We start from the raw sequence: 18,043 nt of genomic DNA, 5'->3' as shown, positions 1-18,043 counted from the left end.
AGATTTTGGGATTGCCCACTGAAAACCAGGGAACGATGGTGTAACGGTCTGTGGTTCTGGAAATGCACCGTGTCATCGCACCGGCTTCCTGTCGCGGTCTGCGTCATCAACTATCAGGGCCGTGCCGTCCTCACGGAGACGCTTGAGGCGATCCGGGCGCAGCGACCCAGCCCCAGCCGGATCATCCTGGTCGACAACGCGTCCGAGGACGGAAGCGCGGAGATGGTCCGCGACCGCTTTGCCGAGGTCGAGGTCATCAGGCTGGCGGCGAACCGGGGGCCAGGACCCGCCCGCGAAGCAGGCTTCGCTGCAGCCGGCAGCCGCTATGTCTGCATGATCGACAACGACGTGGCTCCGGAGCCGGGCTGCCTGGCCCGCCTGGCAGAGGCCCTGGCGGCCGATCCTGCAGCCGCTCTCGCCATGCCCAGGATCGTTCATGCCCATGACCCAGCGCGGATCCAGTATGACGGCGCCATAGCCCATTTCCTGGGGGTCATGGCCATCGAGAACCAGGAGGTCCCGCGGGATTGCTCTTCCTGCGTCGTTCATCCGATCGGCTCGATCATTGGAGCATGCTTCCTGGTCGACCGGATGCGCTGGGGCGATCATCCGCTGCAGAGCGAAGGCTTCTTCATCTACCACGAGGACCATGACCTTGGCCTTCGCGCACGCCAGCTCGGCCTTGGCATCCTGTCGGTACCAAGTGCCGTGTGCCGTCATGGGAAGGGGACCGCGGATCTGTCGATCCGGGCTACCGGCACCTTCACCGAGCGGCGGGTGCTGTGCACGATCGCGAACCGCTGGCGGATCATCCTGATGCGCTATCAACTGCGCACGATCTTCCTGCTGGCACCCACCTTCGCCCTGTTCGAACTGCTGCAGTTCGCTGGGAGCTTGAAGAAGGGCTGGCACCGGCACTGGCAGGCAGCAGCAAGGACGATCTGGCGTGAGCGCCAGACAATCATGGCGGAGCGTCGTGCGTGGCAGGCCAAGCGCCGCCTCAGCGACGGCGAGGTTCTGCTGGGTGGTCCCCCGCCCTTCCACCCTAAACTCCTGGAGGGCAGGGTGGAACAGCTTGGCTACTGGTGCCTTTCCCGTCTGGGGGACCTGAACTGGCGCCTGGCCCTGCCGCTCCTGAAGATGGGCTGGCCGCGATCCATAGGCACCCCGCCAGCAGTGGCGCACGGCAGGGCTGGAAAAAACGAAAGGGAGGCGTGAACCTCCCTTCGAACTCGGACCTGCGTGTGTGGGCTTTGTGCCTCTTCGTATGATCCGATCTTATTGGAATTCTCGACGTGGACAAGCGGAATGTTGACAGATTGTCACAGGGTCCGCTCGACCATCAGCTTCTTGATCTCGGCGATCGCCTTTGCCGGGTTGAGGCCCTTCGGGCAGGTATTGGCGCAGTTCATGATCGTGTGGCAGCGATAGAGCTTGAACGGATCCTCAAGATCGTCGAGCCGCTCGCCGGTCGCTTCGTCGCGGCTGTCCGCGATCCAGCGATGCGCCTGGAGAAGGACAGCCGGGCCCAGATACTTGTCGCCGTTCCACCAGTAGGACGGACAGGAGCTTGTGCAGCAGGCACACAGGATGCAGTCGTAGAGGCCGTCGAGCTTCTCGCGTTCCTCCACGGACTGGACACGCTCGCGGGCCGGCTCCGGGCTCTCGGTCTTGAGCCAGGGCTGGATCGATTCGTACTGGGCCCAGAAATGGGTGAAGTCGACGACCAGATCCTTGATCACTTCCATGTGGGGAAGCGGATAGATCTTCACGGCGCCTTTGCAGTCGTCGATCGCCTTCAGGCAGGCCAGCGTGTTCTCGCCGTCGATGTTCATCGAGCAGGAGCCGCAGATGCCTTCGCGGCAGGAGCGCCGGAAGGTCAGGCTGCCGTCGATCTCGCCCTTGATCTTGATCAGGGCGTCCAGAACCATCGGACCGCACTGGCCAAGATCGACCTGATAGCTATCGATGCTGGGATTGGTGCCGGATTCCGGATCATAGCGATAGATCCGGAACTCCTTGACGTTCTGGGCGCCAGCAGGTGCCGGATACGTCTTGCCCTCGATCGGGCGGGAGTTCTTCGGAAGGGCAAATTCAGCCATGTGAGTTCCTGTCCCAGATCGTCCGCAGGTCCAGTACGGCACCCGAGAGATCGATGGAGTGCCCGGCGCACTGCACCGGGCCTTCCGCACCGCGTGAAGGTCGAAGAGGCTGGCAGGAGCGGGTCAATAGACCCGCTTGGCAAGCTTCACCGGCTCCACCTCGTTGCTCAGCGTGTTGAGATGGACCGGCCGGTCACCCATGGTTGCCTGGTGACCGTCCATCCAGACGATGCTGTGCTTGAGCCAGTTCTCGTCGTCCCGCTCGGGATAGTCTTCCCTGGCATGGGCGCCGCGGCTCTCGGTCCTGAACGTCGCCGACTGCATGGTCGCGACCGCCTGCAGCATCAGGTTCTGCAGTTCCAGCGCCTCGACCAGATCGCTGTTCCAGACCTTGGAACGGTCGTCGATCCGCACATCCGCCAGACTGTCGGCCACCTCGGCGATCTTGGTGCAGCCTTCCTCCAGGATCGGGCCCTCGCGGAACACCGAGGCATGACGCTGCATGGTGCGCTGCATGTTCAGGCGGATCTCGCCGACCCGCAGCGAGCCCTTGGCGTTGCGCAGCTTGTCCAGGCGGTCGAGCGCCTTGTCGGCATTGTCCCTGGCCAGAGGCTTGTGGGCGCCGCCCGGCGTGATCAACTCGGCAGCCCGATGCGCAGCGGCACGCCCGAACACGACCAGGTCGATCAGGGAGTTCCCGCCCAAGCGGTTGGCGCCATGAACCGAAGTGCAGGCCGCCTCGCCCACTGCCATCAGGCCCGGGACCGGCGCGTCCGCATTGTCGCCCTTGCGGGTCACCACTTCGGTCTGCCAGTTGGTCGGGATGCCGCCCATGTTGTAGTGGCAGGTAGGCACCACCGGGATCGGCTCCTTGGTGACATCCACCCCCGCGAAGACCTTGGCGGTCTCGGAAATCCCGGGCAGTCGCTCGTGCAGGACCTTGGGATCCAGATGCTCGAGGTGCAGGTGGATATGGTCCTTGTTCGGACCGACCCCGCGTCCTTCGTTGATCTCGATCGTCATCGCCCGGCTGACCACGTCGCGCGAGGCCAAGTCCTTGGCGGATGGCGCATAGCGCTCCATGAAGCGCTCGCCCTCGGCATTGGTCAGGTAGCCGCCTTCGCCGCGGGCACCCTCGGTGATCAGGCAACCGGCCCCGTAGATCCCTGAAGGATGGAACTGGACGAATTCCAGATCCTGGAGCGGAAGGCCGGCGCGCAACACCATCGCATTGCCGTCGCCGGTGCAGGTATGCGCCGAGGTGGCGGAAAAATAGACCCGGCCGTAGCCGCCGGTGGCCAGGCAGGTGAGCTGGCTGCGGAAGCGGTGGATCGACCCGTCGGCGATGTTCATCGCGATGATGCCGCGGCAGCCGCCCTCGTCGTCCATCAGCAGGTCGAGCGCGAAATACTCGCTGAAGAACTGAACCTTGTTGCGCAGCGCCTGCTGGTAGAGCGTGTGCAGGATCACGTGGCCGGTACGGTCGGCCGCGGCACAGGTCCGATAGGCCTGCGACTTGCCGTAGCCCACCGACTGGCCGCCGAAGGCGCGCTGGTAGATCTTGCCTTCCGCCGTACGCGAGAACGGCACGCCATAATGCTCAAGCTCGATCACCGAGGCCGGCGCGTTCTTGGTCATGTACTCGATGGCGTCCTGGTCACCCAGCCAGTCCGACCCCTTGACGGTGTCGTACATGTGGAAGCGCCAGTCGTCCTCGTTCATGTTGCCGAGCGCCGCATTGATGCCACCCTGGGCGGCCACGGTGTGCGAGCGGGTCGGATAGACTTTGGTGACGCAGGCGACTTTCAGGCCCGCCTCGACCATGCCCACGGCGGCACGCAATCCGGCACCGCCGGCACCGACGACCAGGGCATCATAGGTGTGCTCGGTGATAGGATAGGCAGCGCTCATCGCCTCAGCCCCGCAGCGAAATGGTCACGATGGATACCAGCGACGCCACGGCCAGGGCAGTGACACCGAGGTTGAGGGCCACAAGGGCGCCGATCTTGAGGGCACGAGCATGGACATAGTCCTCGATCACGACCTGCAGCCCGAGCTTGGTGTGATAAAAGACCGAGATGATCCACAAGGCCATCAAGCTCGCATTGATCGGCGAACCGAACCACGCGACCCATTCGACGTAGCCGGACCCGACCATACGTACGAGTTGGGTGACGAACCAGATCTCCAGGAGGAACTCGGAGACCGAGGTCAGGCGCTGCAGCTTCCAGTGATGCACGCCTTCCTTTGCGGAGCCGAGACCACGGGCCCGGGCGAGAGGAGAGCGAAACGACGTTGCCATTGACCGGCCTCCTCAAGCGGCGATCAGCACGGCGACCCACACCAGGATCGTCAGGGCAGCGGTGCCGCCCAGAACGACGATGCCGACCTTGTGCGTGACGTGCTTGTCAAATCCATAACCGGCATCCCAGGCCAGATGCCGGATGCCGCTCAACAGGTGATAGGCCCAGGCGGCGCTGAAGCCGAACAGGACCAGGAGTCCGAACCAGCTCCCCGCGAGCGAGTGCACGGTGTCGAATGCCTCGGGGCCGGATGCCAGCGCCACCAGCCACCAGGCCAGCAGAACAAGACCGACCGAGAGGGCGATGCCGGTTACCCGGTTCATGATCGACATGACCATGCTCAGGTACCAGCGATAGATCTGGAGATGCGGCGAGAGTGGCCGGTTTGCCTGCACGATCGCATCCTCCGACGTCTGCTAGGCTCATGATCGCAGCAGAAAAGATCGACAGTCTGTTGCTGCGCGCAACCTAGGTTCCCGCAAGCACGTGTCAACGTTCACGCTGCTTCCACCAGCGGGATGGCGGTCGCCGGACCGGGCGTTTCCGACACAAAGCCTGTGAATGCTGCGAGGCTGGGCTGCGGCCGAGCCGGCGGCCACCCATATCGGGACAGATTTCGCTTCGTTCAGCCCGCTGGATCGGCGAGCACGCTGCTGGCGTGCAGCGTGGTCCATGGGCGGGTGGAAGCACCCATATCAGGCTTTGCCAGAAACCGTGTGCCCGGAGGACAGATCGTGATGCAGGTGGAGATACCCGGCCAGGAGCAGAAGATCCCGGTGACCCTGCTGACCGGGTTTCTGGGCTCGGGAAAGACGACCCTGCTGTCCCGCCTCCTCCAGGACCCCGGCATGGCCGGCACCGCAGTGATCATCAACGAGTTCGGCGAGATCGGCCTGGATCACGACCTGGTCGAGACCGGCGGCGAAGAAAGCATGGTCGAACTGTCCTCGGGCTGCCTGTGCTGCACGGTGCGCGGCGATCTGGTCCGGACCATGCACGACCTGTACGGCCGGATGCGCGAGGGCACCATCCGGCCATTTCGTCGGGTCGCGATCGAAACGACTGGCCTGGCCGATCCTGCTCCGATCCTGCAGACGCTGATGCAGGATGCGGCGATCGATCACTTCTTTCGGCTGGAGTCGGTGGTGACCCTGGTCGATGCCGTCAACGGCGATGGCACGCTCGACCGGCACGAGGAGGCGGTGAAGCAGGCCGCGGTGGCCGATCGCCTGTTGATCACGAAGGCGGATCTCGCCGCCGAGGCGGTCGTTGCCGGGCTGGAGGACCGCCTGCGCCGTCTGAACCCGGCGGCGCCGATCATGCGGGTGGAGCATGGGCAGGTGGCGCCCGACCGCCTGCTGGAGGCAGGCCTTTACGACCCAGCCACCAAGTCGGTCGACGTCCAGCGCTGGCTCGCCGAGGAGGCCTATGCGGATGGCCACCATCACGATCACGGACATGACCACCACCACCACCATCATGATCACGATGGGCCGGGTCAGGACCCGCACGACGTCAACCGGCACGACGAGCACATCCGGGCCTTCGCCATCCGCAAGAAGGAGCCGATACCCGCTCAGGCGTTCTCCCTGTTCCTGGACCTGCTCACCGCGCAACGCGGGGCCGACCTCCTGCGGGTGAAGGGCATCGTGCACATCGCCGAGGAGCCCGACCGGCCGATGGTCTTCCACGCCGTCCAGCACGTCATGCACCCCCCGGTCACCCTGGAACGCTGGCCGTCCGACGACCGCGACACGCGGCTGGTCTTCATCGTCCGCGACCTGGACAAGGCGCAGGTCCAGAACTTCCTGGACGCGCTGACTCGAGCGCATGGGGATCTCGCCGGAACGTCCTGATCCCGGGAGCTCGTGCGCCTGAACTCCTTCCCGGGTTGTGACATTCGGCACAGCGTGTTCGTTCCGGGGGACTAGGACATGGGTCGACCTGACCTATGGGGATGCGAACCATGTCCCGTTATCGCCACGATCTGCCGCAGATGCGCCAGGATCTGTTCCTGACGGATGGCGGCCTGGAGACGACGCTGATCTATGCGGAGGGACTGGACCTTCCGCTCTTCGCGGCCTTCCCCCTGGTCGAGCAGGAGGAGGGCCGGGCGGCTCTGCGCCGGTATTTCCAGCCGTACCTGGACCTTGCCCGCGCTCGCGGTGTCGGCTTCATCATCGACACGCCGACTTGGCGTGCCAATCCGGACTGGGCGGCACGGCTGGGCTTTGGCCCGGCCGACCTGGAGCGGGTCAATCGCCTCGCCGTGGCGTTCGCCGAACAGCTTCGCGCCGAGGCAACCGACCACGTCGCCCCCATCGTGATCAGCGGCGCGATGGGGCCGCGGGGCGACGGCTACCAGCCGGACACGCAGATGTCGGAGACCGAGGCACAATCCTATCATGCCGCCCAGATCGACACCTTCGCCGAGACCGCGGCCGATGTGATCAGCGCGGTGACGCTGAACTATGTCGAGGAAGCCATCGGGATCGCCAAGGCGGCTAAGGCGGCCGGCATGCCGGTCATCATCTCGTTCACGGTGGAAACAAACGGGTGCCTGCCGACTGGGCAGAGCCTGCAGGCGGCCATCACCCAGGTCGACGAGGCGAGCGGCGGCTATCCCGCCTACTACATGATCAACTGCGCCCATCCCCGCCATTTTGCCCATGTCCTGGAGGACAGGGGCGCCTGGCTCGACCGGATCCGCGGCATCCGCGCCAATGCCTCGACACGCAGCCATGCCGAACTCGACGCGGCGACCGAGCTCGACAGTGGGGATCCGGCTGCCCTGGCGCAGGACTACCGCGCGATGCGGACGAAGCTGCCAAGCTTATGCGTCGTCGGCGGCTGCTGCGGCACCGACCACCGCCACATCCGCGCCATCTGCGAGGCTGTCGCTCCGGCCTGATCGCCGCTCAGGCCGGATGGGACCGGCTCAGGTCGTAGTCGCGGCGATGGCGTCCGCCAGCGCCACCAGCCGCTTGGCCTCGGTGACGTGCAGATTCTCGACCAGCTTGCCGTCGACCACGACCACGCCCTTCCCGGCAGCCCGAGCTTCCTCGAACGCCGCGATCATCTTGTGGGCCCGCTCCACGGCTTCCGGCGACGGGGCGAACGCCTCGTTGGCCGCTTCCAGCTGCTTGGGGTGGATCAGCGTCTTGCCGTCGAACCCGAGTTCCGCGCCCTGCAGGCAGGATTGCCGGAAACCTTCCTCGTCCTCCAGGTCGAGGCTGACGCCGTCCACGATCGAGATTCCTGCCGCGCGAGCCGCCAGCATGCACAGGCCAAGCGACGTGATCATCGGCAGCCGCAGCGGCGTGTGGGCGGCGTGCAGCTCCTTGGCAAGGTCCGAGGTGCCCATCACCAGGCACTCGACCCGCGGATGATCCGCGATCTGGTCGGCCCGGAACATCGCCCGTGCCGTTTCCATCATGCACCAGATCGGCAGGTCCGGTGCAGCGCCGGCGCCGTCGAGGATGTCAACGGCGCGGCGAACCAGTTCCACATCCGAAACCTTCGGCAGCAGGATGCCGTCGGCGCCCATGGTTGCCGCATCGAGCAGGTCGGCATGGCCCCAGGGCGTGTCCAGGCCGTTGACCCGAACGATCAGCTCGCGGTGTCCGTAGCCTCCGGCAGCGACGTTCTGGGCCACCAGCGCACGCGCGGCATCCTTTGCATCCGGCGCCACGCTGTCCTCCAGGTCGAGGATCAGGGCATCCGCGGCAAGCGTTTTCGCCTTCTCCAACGCCCGTGCATTGCTGCCGGGCATGTAGAGTACGGAACGACGTGGACGAACGGCGGCCATGGCGCTTCTTCCTTCGGCTTCGACGACCGGATGGTGATGGCGGTGCCGCGCTCCAGGTTCAAGGGTGAAGCGGCCCGGCGGCAACGGGATGGCACCGGGAGCGTCAGGAGCCGGCGCCTGCTGGCGGTGACCCGGGGGCTGCCACGCTCAGGGCCGGCAAGAACAAAGATATCAGCGCTCCCTGGCCTGTACGGAAGCACCCAGCAGACGGGGCAGCCTTCGATCGATGCACGCAAGGCCCAGGCCGATCAAGCTCATACCCAGGAGGTGTCGAGGTAGCAGTGTCTCTCCCAGGAAGAGCGCGCCCAGCAGGATGGCGACGACCGGGATGAGAAAGGTGACCAGCAGCAGATTGGTGGCCCCGGCCACCGCCAGGATCCGGAAATAGAGCACGTAGGCGAGCGCCGTGGACAGGAGCCCCACCGCAAGGACCGCGCCGATCGTCGCCCCCTCCGGCATCGCCAGCCGCCAGGGCTGGTCCACCAGCAGCATGACCGGCAGGAGGATCAGGGTGGAGGTGGTCACTTGGCCGGCAGCCGTGGCCAGTGGCGAGATGCCCATATGGCGGAAGCGGCGCCCAAAGATCCCAGCCAGCGCATAGGAAAGAGCGGCGGCCAGACAGGCCAGTTGGGCCAGGACCTCGGCGCCCACTTCCTGGAGCACATCGAACCCGATCAGCACCGTGGCGCCCACCAGCCCTGCCACGACGCCAGCCAGCTTGAAGATGTTCAGCTTCTCGTCCTGGGTGAGACAGTGGGCGGCCAGGATGGTGAAGACCGGCGTCGTGGCATTCAGGATCGAGGCTAGTCCGCTCGCAATGTGGTGCTGGCCCCAGACGATCAGGGCAAACGGCAGCGCATTGTTGAGCAGCCCCATCAGGCCCAGCGCCGCCCATGTCCCGCCCGCGGTGGGCAACCGGATTCTGAGCAGCCATGCCATTGACAGGAGGGCGGCGGCGGCGATCGCCACGCGCAGCCAGACCAGGGTAAAGGAAGGCAGTTCCCGGACGGCGATGCCGTTGAAGAAGAACGAGCCACCCCACGCCGCTGCCAGGGCGAGCAGCATCGCCCATTCGCGCCCGGTCATTCCTCCGGTCGGCCTGTTCGTCACCTTCGACATTCCCACGCTCCTCCGGCTGGTCCGGCAGGATCGCTTCGAAGGTGCGGCACCGCACTTCGCTTCTTGCTCGGCTATTTGCCCGCCCTACGTCCGAGGGGCGTGTCGCCCTGCCGGTGGCTGGGGGAATTGGAGGATGGCGAGGATCGTCAACTCGAGCCGGCCTCCGCGCGAGCGGGACGTCCTCGGTCGATGGGCAGGGGGCTGCCCAGCCGGGGATCGGGGATGGCTGCCCAGGCGGCGCGGGAAGGAGCGGGCCTGCGACGCCCGCTTGCCCGATCAGTTGACGATGACGTTGCTGGAGGTCAGGTCAGCCAGCACGATGTTCTGGAAAATGATCGACTGCCCGGCGCCGAAGTTCACCACAACATTGGCGCCACTCTGGCTGGCCGCTGCCTTGAATTCATTGAAGCTGGATACGCTCTCGCCGAACACCAGGACGGTGTCGTCGCCCAAGCCGAAATCTGTGATGAGGTCGTTGCCGCCGTTTTCGTATCGCACGAACTCGTCATCGCCGGCTCCGCCGGTGAGCACATCGTCGCCGTCGCCGCCATAGAGCACGTCGTTGCCGGCCTCGCCGACCAGCCGGTCGTTGCCGTCGTCACCGAACAGGCTGTCGTCGTCGGCTCCGCCGAACAGGCGATCATTGCCGACTCCACCATAGAGCCAGTCCTGACCGATCTGGCCGATCAGCGTGTCGTTGCCTTCCTCGCCGAACAAGGTGTCCTCGCCCGGACCACCCACGAGGGTATCGTTGCCCGTCTGGCCGTAGAGATAATCGTCGCCTGCGGCCCCATCGACCCGGTCATTGCCGGCTCCGGCTTCCACGAAGTCGTCGCCGCCATTGCTGTTGATGAACTCGTCCGCGTTCGAGCCCTGGACCTGATCGTCGCCGCTGCCGGTGATGAGGTGCTCGAAGTTGCGCGCGGTGCCGGCGAACGAACCATAGTTCCAGGTGCCAGCAGCCAGATCGACCGCGGTATCGTCAGGCACGAACAGGTTCAGCGTGTCGTAGCCCGCACCGCCGTCGGCGGTATCGTTGCCGCCGCGACGGATGACGATCACTTCGTCCTGTGCCGAGCCGATGATCGAGTCGTCGAAGCGGGAGCCGACGATCACCTCGAAGCTACTGATCTTGTCGATGCCGCCCGTGCCGTCGACTGCGACACCCGCCGCCGCGTTGACCTGGACGGCGCCGTTCTCGCGCTCGTAATCCAGGTAATCCAGCCCGGCACCGCCATCGAGCAGGTCGTTGCCGGCCGAACCGGTGATCCGGTCATCGCCGGCTCCGCCCTCGATGCGGTCGTCGCCAGCCCCGCCGATCAGGTTGTCGTTGCCGTCGTCGCCGATCAGATGATCGTCGCCATCGCCCCCGATCAACAGGTCGTTGCCAGCGAAGCCGCGGATATAGTCGCTACCTCGGCCACCTGGCAGGTAGTCGTTGGCGGTCGTCCCGTTCACGACCTTGCCGGGCGGCACCACATCCTGAGGTCCGCTAGGGCTGTTGGACATCGACTATTCTTCCGATCGGAGGCGCGGATCGTTATTGCCGGGTCACAAGCCCCCAAACGACTTGGGCGGGCATTCATGTCGGGAAGGCAGATCCCGCCTCGCAAAGGCAGGTTGCTCGGCCCGCGCAGCACAGGCTTGCACTGCGAGATCTGCTATCAGGAAGCCCCTGGCCTGCAAAGGGGCCGGAGCATCCACTGGTAGGACATGTGGCAATTTTCCCGGTACCGGCCGATCGCTGCCTGCACGGTTCTTCCCGCGTACCGCGGCATCCGCCGTTTCCGCAGCCGTCGGTCCTCAACGAGCCGGACCGATGGTGATCGACAGCGATCGATGGTCGGAGCCGCTGCCGGCACCGAGGGTCTGATCCAGCACCTTCACGTCCGGGGACACCAGGGCCTGGTCGATCCGGATGCGCAGCGGCTGCGGCAGGAACGAGGGCCAACTCCCTTCGATCCCACCGGCCGGGCGAAGTTGCAGGCCACGAGCGAACGTGCCGACGACCCGCCCCCACGGTACTGCATTGAAGTCACCCATCAGCAGGACGGGCAGGTCCGGCCGGAAGAGGTCGGAACGAAGCAGCGCCTCCACCTGGCGCATCTGCACCTCGAGGCTGTCCGGTGGGATCGGCCGGGCCAGATGAACCGCCACCACGCGCAGCCTGCCATTCCTGCCGTCATCCAGGGTGGCCGCGATACCCCGGGCACCGCTGTGCCGGTCGTGGTAGATCACCTGGTCGTGGACCGGCAGGCGCGAGAACAGGGTGAGATCGCATTCCCTGCGTCCGATACAGGAAATATGGTGGGGATAGCTCCCGGTGAGGCGGGCGAAGCTGCGCCAGCGCGAGGCGCCCGTTTCGGCGAACATCACGAGATCGGCGTCGCTGGACAGGGCGGCGTCCACGGTGGCGACCGCATCGCCCGATCCGGCCCAGGCATTGTGGAAATAGATACGGAGCTGTGGAAACGGGTCCGATGCCGGTTCCTGCCTCGCCACCGCGTATAAAGGCGCCCATCCAGGAAAGACGTGCGGCGTCAGGATCAGGGCGGTCGCCGTCAGCAGAGCCGTGACCACGAGCACGATGTAGCGGCGGCCGGTCAGCACCCCGACCAGCAGGAGCAAGGCGGAAAGAAGGGCGGACTGGACCAGAAAATGGGCGGCCAGCTCGAACTCGGCCGGTCCACCGGGCCAGGCAGCGCCAATCACCGGAGCGGCCGCCACCAGCAGGCAGATAGACAGACAGTAGCGGACGACCCGGTCGGTTCCATGCGGGACCGCCGCGGCGAGGGTGCTGGATGGCGCCGTCATCATGCCTTCGGGGATGGCGAGCCCGCAACACAGCCCAACCGGTTCAATATTTCAACCGGCAAGTGCAGCGCCAGCCGCTCAGCCACCGACGCGGTAGACGGAGTTGCCCTCGTGGCTGCGACCAGAACACCAGGGCCGCGGCAGCGCAGGTGTTGACCTGCGCTCGACCCTCCCCACCTAGAGAAGGCGAAGCTGGCCTGCAGCTGGGCTAGTGGAGCTGGAATTCCGGGCCCTGTCGCCAGGCCTGAGGCTTGATCAGCTCGCTCCGTCCGACGCGCACGCCCACCAGAGGACCCTCGATATTCTTTTCCCAGAAATCGAGGAACTTGAACAACTCCGGATAGCGAGGCGCAATGTCATAATGCTGCCAGATGAAGCTCTGTATCAGGCTGGGGTGGTCAGGCATCCGGTACAGGATTTCAGCGGTGGCGATGCGGTAGCCCCTGAGCTGCAACTCCAGGGGCGAGGGTTCTTTACCGGCCATGGTACATCTGTCCTGGCTCGTTCCCCTACGACCGCCGCAGGGGGCACGAACGGATTGTGGCCGATCCTTGACAGACGTCAAGGAGAAGGCCGAATTCCTGTTCTGTTTCAGATGGTTAGCAGCCAACACCAAAAAGTGCTGCCAGTTTGGCAAACAGCCCCTTGAATCCCTCCTGCAATTTCTCTACCTGACGCAGCGACGTTAGCACTCTCCTCCCGAGAGTGCTGACAACCGCATTCGCTTCAGCATGGAGATCGTAGGCATGGGCTTCCGTCCGCTGCACGACCGCGTGGTCGTTCGTCGTCTCGAGGGTGAAGAGAAGAGCAAGGGCGGGATCATCATCCCGGACACTGCCAAGGAGAAGCCCCAGCAGGGCGAGATCGTGGCGGTCGGCCCGGGTGCGCGCGACGAGAGCGGCAAGGTGAACGCGCTCGACGTCAAGGTCGGCGACAAGGTGCTGTTCGGCAAGTGGTCTGGCACCGAGGTCAAGATCGACGGCGATGACCTGCTGATCATGAAGGAAAGCGACATCCTGGGCATCCTCGACGATGCCGGCTCGATGAAGCAGGCCGCCTGAGCCTCTCCTTCCTGATCCCCATCACCTTATACGGGTAAGAACATCCATGGCTGCCAAAGACGTCAAGTTCTCGACCGATGCGCGCAACAAGATGCTGCGCGGTGTCGAGATCCTCGCCAACGCCGTGAAGGTCACGTTGGGTCCGAAGGGCCGCAATGTGGTCATCGAGAAGAGCTTCGGCGCGCCGCGCATCACCAAGGACGGTGTGACGGTCGCGAAGGAGGTCGAGCTCTCCGACAAGTTCGAGAACATGGGCGCGCAGATGGTGCGCGAAGTGGCCTCGAAGACCAACGACATGGCCGGTGACGGCACCACGACCGCGACCGTGCTCGCCGCCGCCATCGTGCGCGAGGGTGCGAAGTCGGTGGCCGCGGGCATGAACCCGATGGACCTGAAGCGCGGCATCGACCTGGCGGTCGAGACCGTCGTCGCCGACCTGAAGTCCCGGGCGAAGAAGGTGACCACCAGCGAGGAGATCGCTCAGGTCGGCACCATCTCGGCCAATGGCGACACCGAGATCGGCAAGATGCTGGCCGAGGCCATGCAGAAGGTCGGCAACGAGGGCGTGATCACGGTCGAGGAGGCCAAGAGCCTCGACACCGAGCTCGACGTCGTCGAGGGCATGCAGTTCGACCGCGGCTACCTGTCGCCGTACTTTATCACCGACAGCGAGAAGATGCGGGCCACCCTCGAGGAGCCCTACATCCTCATCCACGAGAAGAAGCTGTCGACCCTGCAGCCGCTGCTGCCGGTCCTCGAGGCCGTCGTGCAGTCCGGCCGTCCGCTGCTGATCATCGCCGAGGACGTCGAGGGCGAGGCGCTCGCGACCCTGGTGGTGAACAAGCTGCGTGGTGGCTTGAAGATCGCCGCCGTCAAGGCGCCGGGCTTCGGTGACCGTCGCAAGGCCATGCTCGAGGACATCGCCATCCTGACCGCCGGTCAGGTCGTGTCCGAGGACCTGGGCATCAAGCTCGAGAACGTCACGCTCGAGATGCTCGGCAAGGCCAAGCGCGTGGTGATCAACAAGGAAGACACCACCATCGTCGACGGCTCGGGCGACAAGTCCGAGATCCAGGGCCGCATCTCGCAGATCAAGGCGCAGATCGAGGAGACCACCTCGGACTACGACCGCGAGAAGCTCCAGGAGCGTCTGGCGAAGCTGGCTGGCGGCGTCGCCGTCATCCGCGTCGGCGGTGCCACCGAGGTCGAGGTGAAGGAGCGCAAGGATCGCGTCGACGATGCGATGAATGCGACCCGCGCCGCCGTCGAGGAGGGTGTGGTTCCTGGTGGCGGTACGGCGCTGCTGTATGCGCTCAAGGCGCTGGACAACCTGGCGGCTGGCAACAGCGACCAGAAGGTCGGTGTCGAGATCGTGCGCAAGGCGCTGCAGGCGCCGGCTCGCCAGATCGCGGAGAACGCCGGCGTCGACGGCTCGATCGTGATCGGCAAGATCTTCGAGAGCACCGACACCAGCTTTGGTTTCGACGCCCAGACCCACGAGTACGGTGATCTCGTGAAGAAGGGCATCATCGACCCGGTGAAGGTGGTGCGTCATGCGCTGCAGGATGCGGCCTCGGTCGCCGGCCTGCTCATCACCACCGAGGCGATGATCGCCGAGAAGCCCAAGAAGGACGCCCCGATGCCGGCCGGCGGCCCGGGCGGCGGCATGGGCGACATGGACTTCTGATCGGTTTTACCGGTCGAGTTCAGGGACTGGGCGGCCATGCGTCGCCCGGTCCGAGTGGAGAGGCCCGCGGTGTTCCGCGGGCCTCTTCGCGTTCATCGCAACAGCGGGCGAAGATAGGTGCCGGCCTCGATGGTCACGGCACCTCCCAGTCCCAGCTTGAAGCGCGACAGGCCTGGCGCGCGGTCGGTCGCGATGCCTCCCAGGTCCAGCCAGCCGATCCCCTGCCGCTGCAGCGCCAGCATGCCGCGCCAGAGCAGGAGGCGCATCGCATCGCTTCTCCTCCCTGCCTCGTCGGCATAGCCGATCAGGTAGGTGGCGGAGCCGTGGTGGACCTGCAGCCAGATTCCGGCGACCGGCAGCCCTTCCAGTTCCGCGATCAGGACGAGCCGCTCGCGGCAGCCGGGCGAGAGCTCCGCCATCCGTTGCAGGAACGTGACCGGCAGTGCCCTGTAGCCTTTTGCCTGCCGATGCTCCTCATGACGTGCCGCCAGCCATTCGACCGGCGGTCCCCGATGCACTTCCCGGACCGCCAGGCGCTGCTTCTCGGCGCGACGGAGCTGGTTGCGCCACTTGCCGTCCAGCGCCAGGCGCAGCTCCTGAGGGTCAGGAGGAAGCCTGACCCAGACGGTGCCATAGCCGGTGACCACCGGGCGACAGGCTTCCATTTGCGGGCCGAGATGCTGGGGGCTCCAAAGGAGCAGGCACCGGCCGAAATGCGCGCGGATCGCCCGGAAGATTTCCTCCGGATGCTCAGCCCGATGGGTGCCCGCACCGATCGGGCCGCGGCTTGCCAGGACAACCCGGATTCCGGCCCAGCTCCGCTCGACGACCTGGACGCCCTGTTCCTCTCCGATCGGCAGTCGGGCAACCCGACGTCCCCCTGCGGCTAGAGCCTGGCCGTACACAGCTGATTGCTGCAGCGGCACCCGCCCGCCGGCGCGAGCAAGCCGATCCCAGCCAGCGACATCCAGCATGTAAGATATGCCATTGATGATTTCACCTTCTGGTTGATAATCTCATGGCATGAGGAAGCACAAGCTGTCTCCTGGCATCGATCGCCGCATCCCGTCCCCGCGCCTCACTATCCACGGGGCGCTGATGATCGTGCTCTATGCCGGGACACCTCTGCTGGCCATCGGCGTGCTGCTGGACATGGTCGTGGCGTGGCTGCGGTGACCTGCGGTACCGCGCCCGTGGTGCGCGGCGCTGCCGCCCCTGCTGAGAGAGACGCTGAGGATCGTCAGTTTCTCGCGGCTGCCCAATGCCGCAGCAGGCGCCCATCCTCTCCTTCCACCGGATCGGACCGGGGAACCGGAACCGCTGCGATCCGGTCGCGGGCCTGGGTATCGGCTCCGGCATCTCGGAGAAGATCCACCTCGGCTCCGGAGGGATAGGCGCCGACCACCAGCAGATCCGCCGAAGCGCGAAGGTTCTGGTGGCCGACACCTGCCGGTATCGCCACCGCATCGCCAGCTTGCAATTCGACCTCAGTGCCCGTGGCGCCACCCAGGCGCACCCGCACCGATCCTCGGGCAATCCCCAGGACTTCATGGCTGGTTGAGTGGAAGTGCGGATAATCGAAGATGCCGTTGCGCCAGGACTGGGTCCATCCATTCCGGGCGAACAGCTGCTCGAAAGCTTCTGGCCCTGGAGCAGGGGGCAGCGCCGCCTGCCACCAGATCAAGGGAAGGCCGGGATTGTTGGGGATGGCGCCGGCATCCTTGAACAGAAGAACATGGAAGCCCTCGGTGGTCGGGTGCATGGCTGTTCTCCCTTCGTGGTATCTTCCAGCGGTGCGCCGCAAGGTGTGCCAAGGCCTTGCTCAGCAGGAGCGATCTAGGCTGCATGGACCCTGCTCGCCAGGACCCCCTGGTCGTTGTGCACCGGAAAAGATAGCGTCCGAACCGAGGAATGAAGCATGCCTGTTTCCATGACAGACGGGCGGCGAACCGGAACCAACGGAGTGAACGGGTGAGGATCCTGGCGGTCGGAACTTTGGGGCTCGCACTGGCGGTTGGCGGGTGCGCGCAGGGGCCGGACGGCGCGGCGCAGCCCGGAACCAAGACGGCGACCGGCGCGGTCGCCGGCGCCGTGATCGGCGGCGTGCTCGGCAACATCCTTGGTCATAAAGGGGTGAAGGGCGAGGGCACGGCGATCGGTGCTGCGATCGGCGCCGCCGTGGGCGGCGGCATCGGCTACATGTTCGACAGCCAGGAGCAGCAGTTCCGCAAGGAACTCGCCCAGGAGACGCAGTCCCGCCAGGTGGAGATCCAGCGGGTCCGGCAGGATGCGCTCAAGCTGGTGATGCCGTCCGAGGTGATGTTCCCCTTCGACAGCGCCGTGCTGCAACCGGGCTACGAGCCCACGCTCCAGAAGATCGCCGAGGTCCTGAACGCCTATCCGGAGTCCCGCGCGACGATCACCGGCTTCACCGACAGCCGTGGCTCCGAGAGCTACAATCTTGATCTGTCCAAGCGGCGCGCCGAAGCGGTCCGTACTGCCCTGGTTACCGATGGCGTGCCCGCCGGGCGGCTTACAGCCCAGGGACGTGGCAAGGCAGATCCGGTCGGGGACAACACAACCGAAGCCGGCCGGCAGATGAACCGCCGGGTGGAGATTCTCGTCCAGGGCAATTGACGTCCAGGTCCACAGGGGCGCCGCTCCTGTGGGCCTGCCATGGCTCGGGGCTGATCAACGCCCGCCGGCTATGTATTCGCGCATCGCCTCCGCCTCGAACTGGATCTCGTCGATCCGGTGCTTCACCACGTCGCCGATGCTGATGATGCCGCAGAGCGTGCCGTCCTCGGTCACCACCGGGAGATGGCGGATGCGCCGGTTGGTCATCGTCGCCATGATCGCGCTGACCTCGTCCCGGGCGGAACAGGTCACCACCTCCCGGGTCATCACGCTGGCGACCTGGTCGTCCATCACCTCGGTGCCGCGATCGGCCATCGCCTCGATGATTCCGCGATCCGAGATGATCCCGACGATCCGGGCGCCATCCTGGGAAACCACCAGCGCGCCCACCCGCTCGCCGCGCATGCGGTGAACCGCCTCCACGATCAGGGTGTCGGGCCTGATGGTGCAGACTTCCCTGCCCTTGCCCGCCAGGATCGATTCGACGTTCATCGGACGATCTCCCCGTTCTT

19 protein-coding genes are annotated in these 18,043 nt (G+C 65.6%); 7 read left to right on the top strand and 12 right to left on the bottom strand.

What is annotated here, in order from left to right:
* Positions 1–69: 69 nt before the first annotated feature.
* Positions 70–1,218 carry a glycosyltransferase family 2 protein gene (locus tag GEMRO_RS0107830; protein ID WP_027133547.1) on the top strand — a complete coding sequence of 383 codons (1,149 nt, stop codon included), beginning with the start codon at positions 70–72 and terminating at the stop codon, positions 1,216–1,218.
* 104 nt (positions 1,219–1,322) lie between these two features.
* Here the strand turns inward: GEMRO_RS0107830 and GEMRO_RS0107825 are convergent, their stop codons facing one another.
* The 4 genes from GEMRO_RS0107825 to sdhC form a co-directional block, all read right to left on the bottom strand.
* A complete protein-coding gene (locus tag GEMRO_RS0107825) occupies positions 1,323–2,102 on the bottom strand; it encodes a succinate dehydrogenase iron-sulfur subunit (RefSeq protein WP_027133546.1) in 780 nt (259 codons plus the stop codon).
* A gap of 123 nt (positions 2,103–2,225) precedes the next feature.
* Positions 2,226–4,013: a succinate dehydrogenase flavoprotein subunit gene (gene sdhA / locus GEMRO_RS0107820; protein WP_027133545.1), complete on the bottom strand. Its 1,788-nt coding sequence runs from the start codon at positions 4,011–4,013 to the stop codon at positions 2,226–2,228.
* 4 nt (positions 4,014–4,017) lie between these two features.
* Positions 4,018–4,404, bottom strand: a complete 387-nt coding sequence (gene sdhD, locus GEMRO_RS0107815) for a succinate dehydrogenase, hydrophobic membrane anchor protein (RefSeq protein ID WP_027133544.1) — start codon at positions 4,402–4,404, stop codon at positions 4,018–4,020.
* A gap of 12 nt (positions 4,405–4,416) precedes the next feature.
* Positions 4,417–4,800, bottom strand: a complete 384-nt coding sequence (gene sdhC / locus GEMRO_RS0107810; protein ID WP_322100037.1) for a succinate dehydrogenase, cytochrome b556 subunit — start codon at positions 4,798–4,800, stop codon at positions 4,417–4,419.
* Positions 4,801–5,142: 342 nt separating this feature from the next.
* Between sdhC and GEMRO_RS28335 the strand changes: the two genes are divergently transcribed.
* A complete protein-coding gene (locus GEMRO_RS28335) occupies positions 5,143–6,261 on the top strand; it encodes a CobW family GTP-binding protein (protein WP_035484932.1) in 1,119 nt (372 codons plus the stop codon).
* Between the two features lie 110 nt (positions 6,262–6,371).
* Positions 6,372–7,316, top strand: a complete 945-nt coding sequence (locus tag GEMRO_RS0107800) for a homocysteine S-methyltransferase family protein (protein ID WP_027133542.1) — start codon at positions 6,372–6,374, stop codon at positions 7,314–7,316.
* 27 nt (positions 7,317–7,343) lie between these two features.
* Here GEMRO_RS0107800 and GEMRO_RS0107795 read toward each other — a convergent pair whose 3' ends face one another.
* The 5 genes from GEMRO_RS0107795 to GEMRO_RS0107775 all read right to left on the bottom strand — a co-directional run bounded on the left by GEMRO_RS0107795 (position 7,344) and on the right by GEMRO_RS0107775 (position 12,630).
* Positions 7,344–8,213, bottom strand: coding sequence for an HpcH/HpaI aldolase/citrate lyase family protein (locus GEMRO_RS0107795; RefSeq protein WP_027133541.1), 870 nt, complete (start codon positions 8,211–8,213; stop codon positions 7,344–7,346).
* 171 nt (positions 8,214–8,384) lie between these two features.
* Positions 8,385–9,332: a DMT family transporter gene (locus GEMRO_RS0107790; protein WP_027133540.1), complete on the bottom strand. Its 948-nt coding sequence runs from the start codon at positions 9,330–9,332 to the stop codon at positions 8,385–8,387.
* Between the two features lie 276 nt (positions 9,333–9,608).
* Positions 9,609–10,841 (bottom strand): calcium-binding protein, encoded by a 1,233-nt coding sequence (locus GEMRO_RS28330; RefSeq protein WP_084506676.1) that lies wholly within the window; start codon positions 10,839–10,841, stop codon positions 9,609–9,611.
* Between the two features lie 294 nt (positions 10,842–11,135).
* Positions 11,136–12,149 (bottom strand): endonuclease/exonuclease/phosphatase family protein, encoded by a 1,014-nt coding sequence (locus GEMRO_RS0107780; protein WP_027133539.1) that lies wholly within the window; start codon positions 12,147–12,149, stop codon positions 11,136–11,138.
* Positions 12,150–12,354: 205 nt separating this feature from the next.
* The gene (locus GEMRO_RS0107775; protein ID WP_027133538.1) at positions 12,355–12,630 is read right to left on the bottom strand and encodes an usg protein; all 276 of its coding nucleotides are present in this window, start codon (positions 12,628–12,630) and stop codon (positions 12,355–12,357) included.
* A gap of 262 nt (positions 12,631–12,892) precedes the next feature.
* Between GEMRO_RS0107775 and groES the strand changes: the two genes are divergently transcribed.
* Both groES and groL read left to right on the top strand, forming a co-directional pair.
* Positions 12,893–13,207: a co-chaperone GroES gene (gene groES / locus GEMRO_RS0107770; protein WP_027133537.1), complete on the top strand. Its 315-nt coding sequence runs from the start codon at positions 12,893–12,895 to the stop codon at positions 13,205–13,207.
* 46 nt (positions 13,208–13,253) lie between these two features.
* Positions 13,254–14,894: a chaperonin GroEL gene (gene groL, locus GEMRO_RS0107765; protein ID WP_027133536.1), complete on the top strand. Its 1,641-nt coding sequence runs from the start codon at positions 13,254–13,256 to the stop codon at positions 14,892–14,894.
* Positions 14,895–14,986: 92 nt separating this feature from the next.
* Here the strand turns inward: groL and GEMRO_RS33360 are convergent, their stop codons facing one another.
* On the bottom strand, positions 14,987–15,868 hold the full coding sequence (locus GEMRO_RS33360) for a GNAT family N-acetyltransferase (RefSeq protein WP_084506674.1): 882 nt from the start codon (positions 15,866–15,868) through the stop codon (positions 14,987–14,989).
* 49 nt (positions 15,869–15,917) lie between these two features.
* On the opposite strand from GEMRO_RS33360, the gene GEMRO_RS34140 reads away from it, so the two are divergent.
* Positions 15,918–16,070 carry a hypothetical protein gene (locus tag GEMRO_RS34140; RefSeq protein ID WP_157505502.1) on the top strand — a complete coding sequence of 51 codons (153 nt, stop codon included), beginning with the start codon at positions 15,918–15,920 and terminating at the stop codon, positions 16,068–16,070.
* Positions 16,071–16,134: 64 nt separating this feature from the next.
* Here the strand turns inward: GEMRO_RS34140 and GEMRO_RS33355 are convergent, their stop codons facing one another.
* Positions 16,135–16,656 (bottom strand): cupin domain-containing protein, encoded by a 522-nt coding sequence (locus GEMRO_RS33355; protein ID WP_084506672.1) that lies wholly within the window; start codon positions 16,654–16,656, stop codon positions 16,135–16,137.
* 209 nt (positions 16,657–16,865) lie between these two features.
* Here GEMRO_RS33355 and GEMRO_RS0107745 point away from each other — a divergent pair, with 209 nt between their 5' ends.
* Positions 16,866–17,531 carry an OmpA family protein gene (locus GEMRO_RS0107745; protein WP_027133534.1) on the top strand — a complete coding sequence of 222 codons (666 nt, stop codon included), beginning with the start codon at positions 16,866–16,868 and terminating at the stop codon, positions 17,529–17,531.
* Positions 17,532–17,585: 54 nt separating this feature from the next.
* Here GEMRO_RS0107745 and GEMRO_RS0107740 read toward each other — a convergent pair whose 3' ends face one another.
* Positions 17,586–18,023, bottom strand: a complete 438-nt coding sequence (locus tag GEMRO_RS0107740) for a CBS domain-containing protein (protein ID WP_027133533.1) — start codon at positions 18,021–18,023, stop codon at positions 17,586–17,588.
* Positions 18,024–18,043: the final 20 nt, after the last annotated feature.

It is taken from the genome of Geminicoccus roseus DSM 18922, assembly GCF_000427665.1.
GTDB classification, from domain to species: domain Bacteria; phylum Pseudomonadota; class Alphaproteobacteria; order Geminicoccales; family Geminicoccaceae; genus Geminicoccus; species Geminicoccus roseus.
The sequence above is the reverse complement of the archived record's forward strand: the minus strand, read 5'-3'. Positions and strand labels throughout refer to the sequence as shown.

Coding starts and splice junctions, on each gene's coding strand:
- GEMRO_RS0107825 (WP_027133546.1), bottom strand. CDS start 2,102: ATGGCTGAATTTGCCCTTCCGAAGAACTCCCGCCCGATCGAGGGCAAG.
- sdhA (WP_027133545.1), bottom strand. CDS start 4,013: ATGAGCGCTGCCTATCCTATCACCGAGCACACCTATGATGCCCTGGTC.
- sdhD (WP_027133544.1), bottom strand. CDS start 4,404: ATGGCAACGTCGTTTCGCTCTCCTCTCGCCCGGGCCCGTGGTCTCGGC.
- GEMRO_RS28335 (WP_035484932.1), top strand. CDS start 5,143: ATGCAGGTGGAGATACCCGGCCAGGAGCAGAAGATCCCGGTGACCCTG.
- GEMRO_RS0107800 (WP_027133542.1), top strand. CDS start 6,372: ATGTCCCGTTATCGCCACGATCTGCCGCAGATGCGCCAGGATCTGTTC.
- GEMRO_RS0107795 (WP_027133541.1), bottom strand. CDS start 8,213: ATGGCCGCCGTTCGTCCACGTCGTTCCGTACTCTACATGCCCGGCAGC.
- GEMRO_RS0107790 (WP_027133540.1), bottom strand. CDS start 9,332: ATGTCGAAGGTGACGAACAGGCCGACCGGAGGAATGACCGGGCGCGAA.
- GEMRO_RS28330 (WP_084506676.1), bottom strand. CDS start 10,841: ATGTCCAACAGCCCTAGCGGACCTCAGGATGTGGTGCCGCCCGGCAAG.
- GEMRO_RS0107780 (WP_027133539.1), bottom strand. CDS start 12,149: ATGATGACGGCGCCATCCAGCACCCTCGCCGCGGCGGTCCCGCATGGA.
- GEMRO_RS0107775 (WP_027133538.1), bottom strand. CDS start 12,630: ATGGCCGGTAAAGAACCCTCGCCCCTGGAGTTGCAGCTCAGGGGCTAC.
- groES (WP_027133537.1), top strand. CDS start 12,893: ATGGGCTTCCGTCCGCTGCACGACCGCGTGGTCGTTCGTCGTCTCGAG.
- groL (WP_027133536.1), top strand. CDS start 13,254: ATGGCTGCCAAAGACGTCAAGTTCTCGACCGATGCGCGCAACAAGATG.
- GEMRO_RS33360 (WP_084506674.1), bottom strand. CDS start 15,868: ATGCTGGATGTCGCTGGCTGGGATCGGCTTGCTCGCGCCGGCGGGCGG.
- GEMRO_RS34140 (WP_157505502.1), top strand. CDS start 15,918: ATGAGGAAGCACAAGCTGTCTCCTGGCATCGATCGCCGCATCCCGTCC.
- GEMRO_RS33355 (WP_084506672.1), bottom strand. CDS start 16,656: ATGCACCCGACCACCGAGGGCTTCCATGTTCTTCTGTTCAAGGATGCC.
- GEMRO_RS0107740 (WP_027133533.1), bottom strand. CDS start 18,023: ATGAACGTCGAATCGATCCTGGCGGGCAAGGGCAGGGAAGTCTGCACC.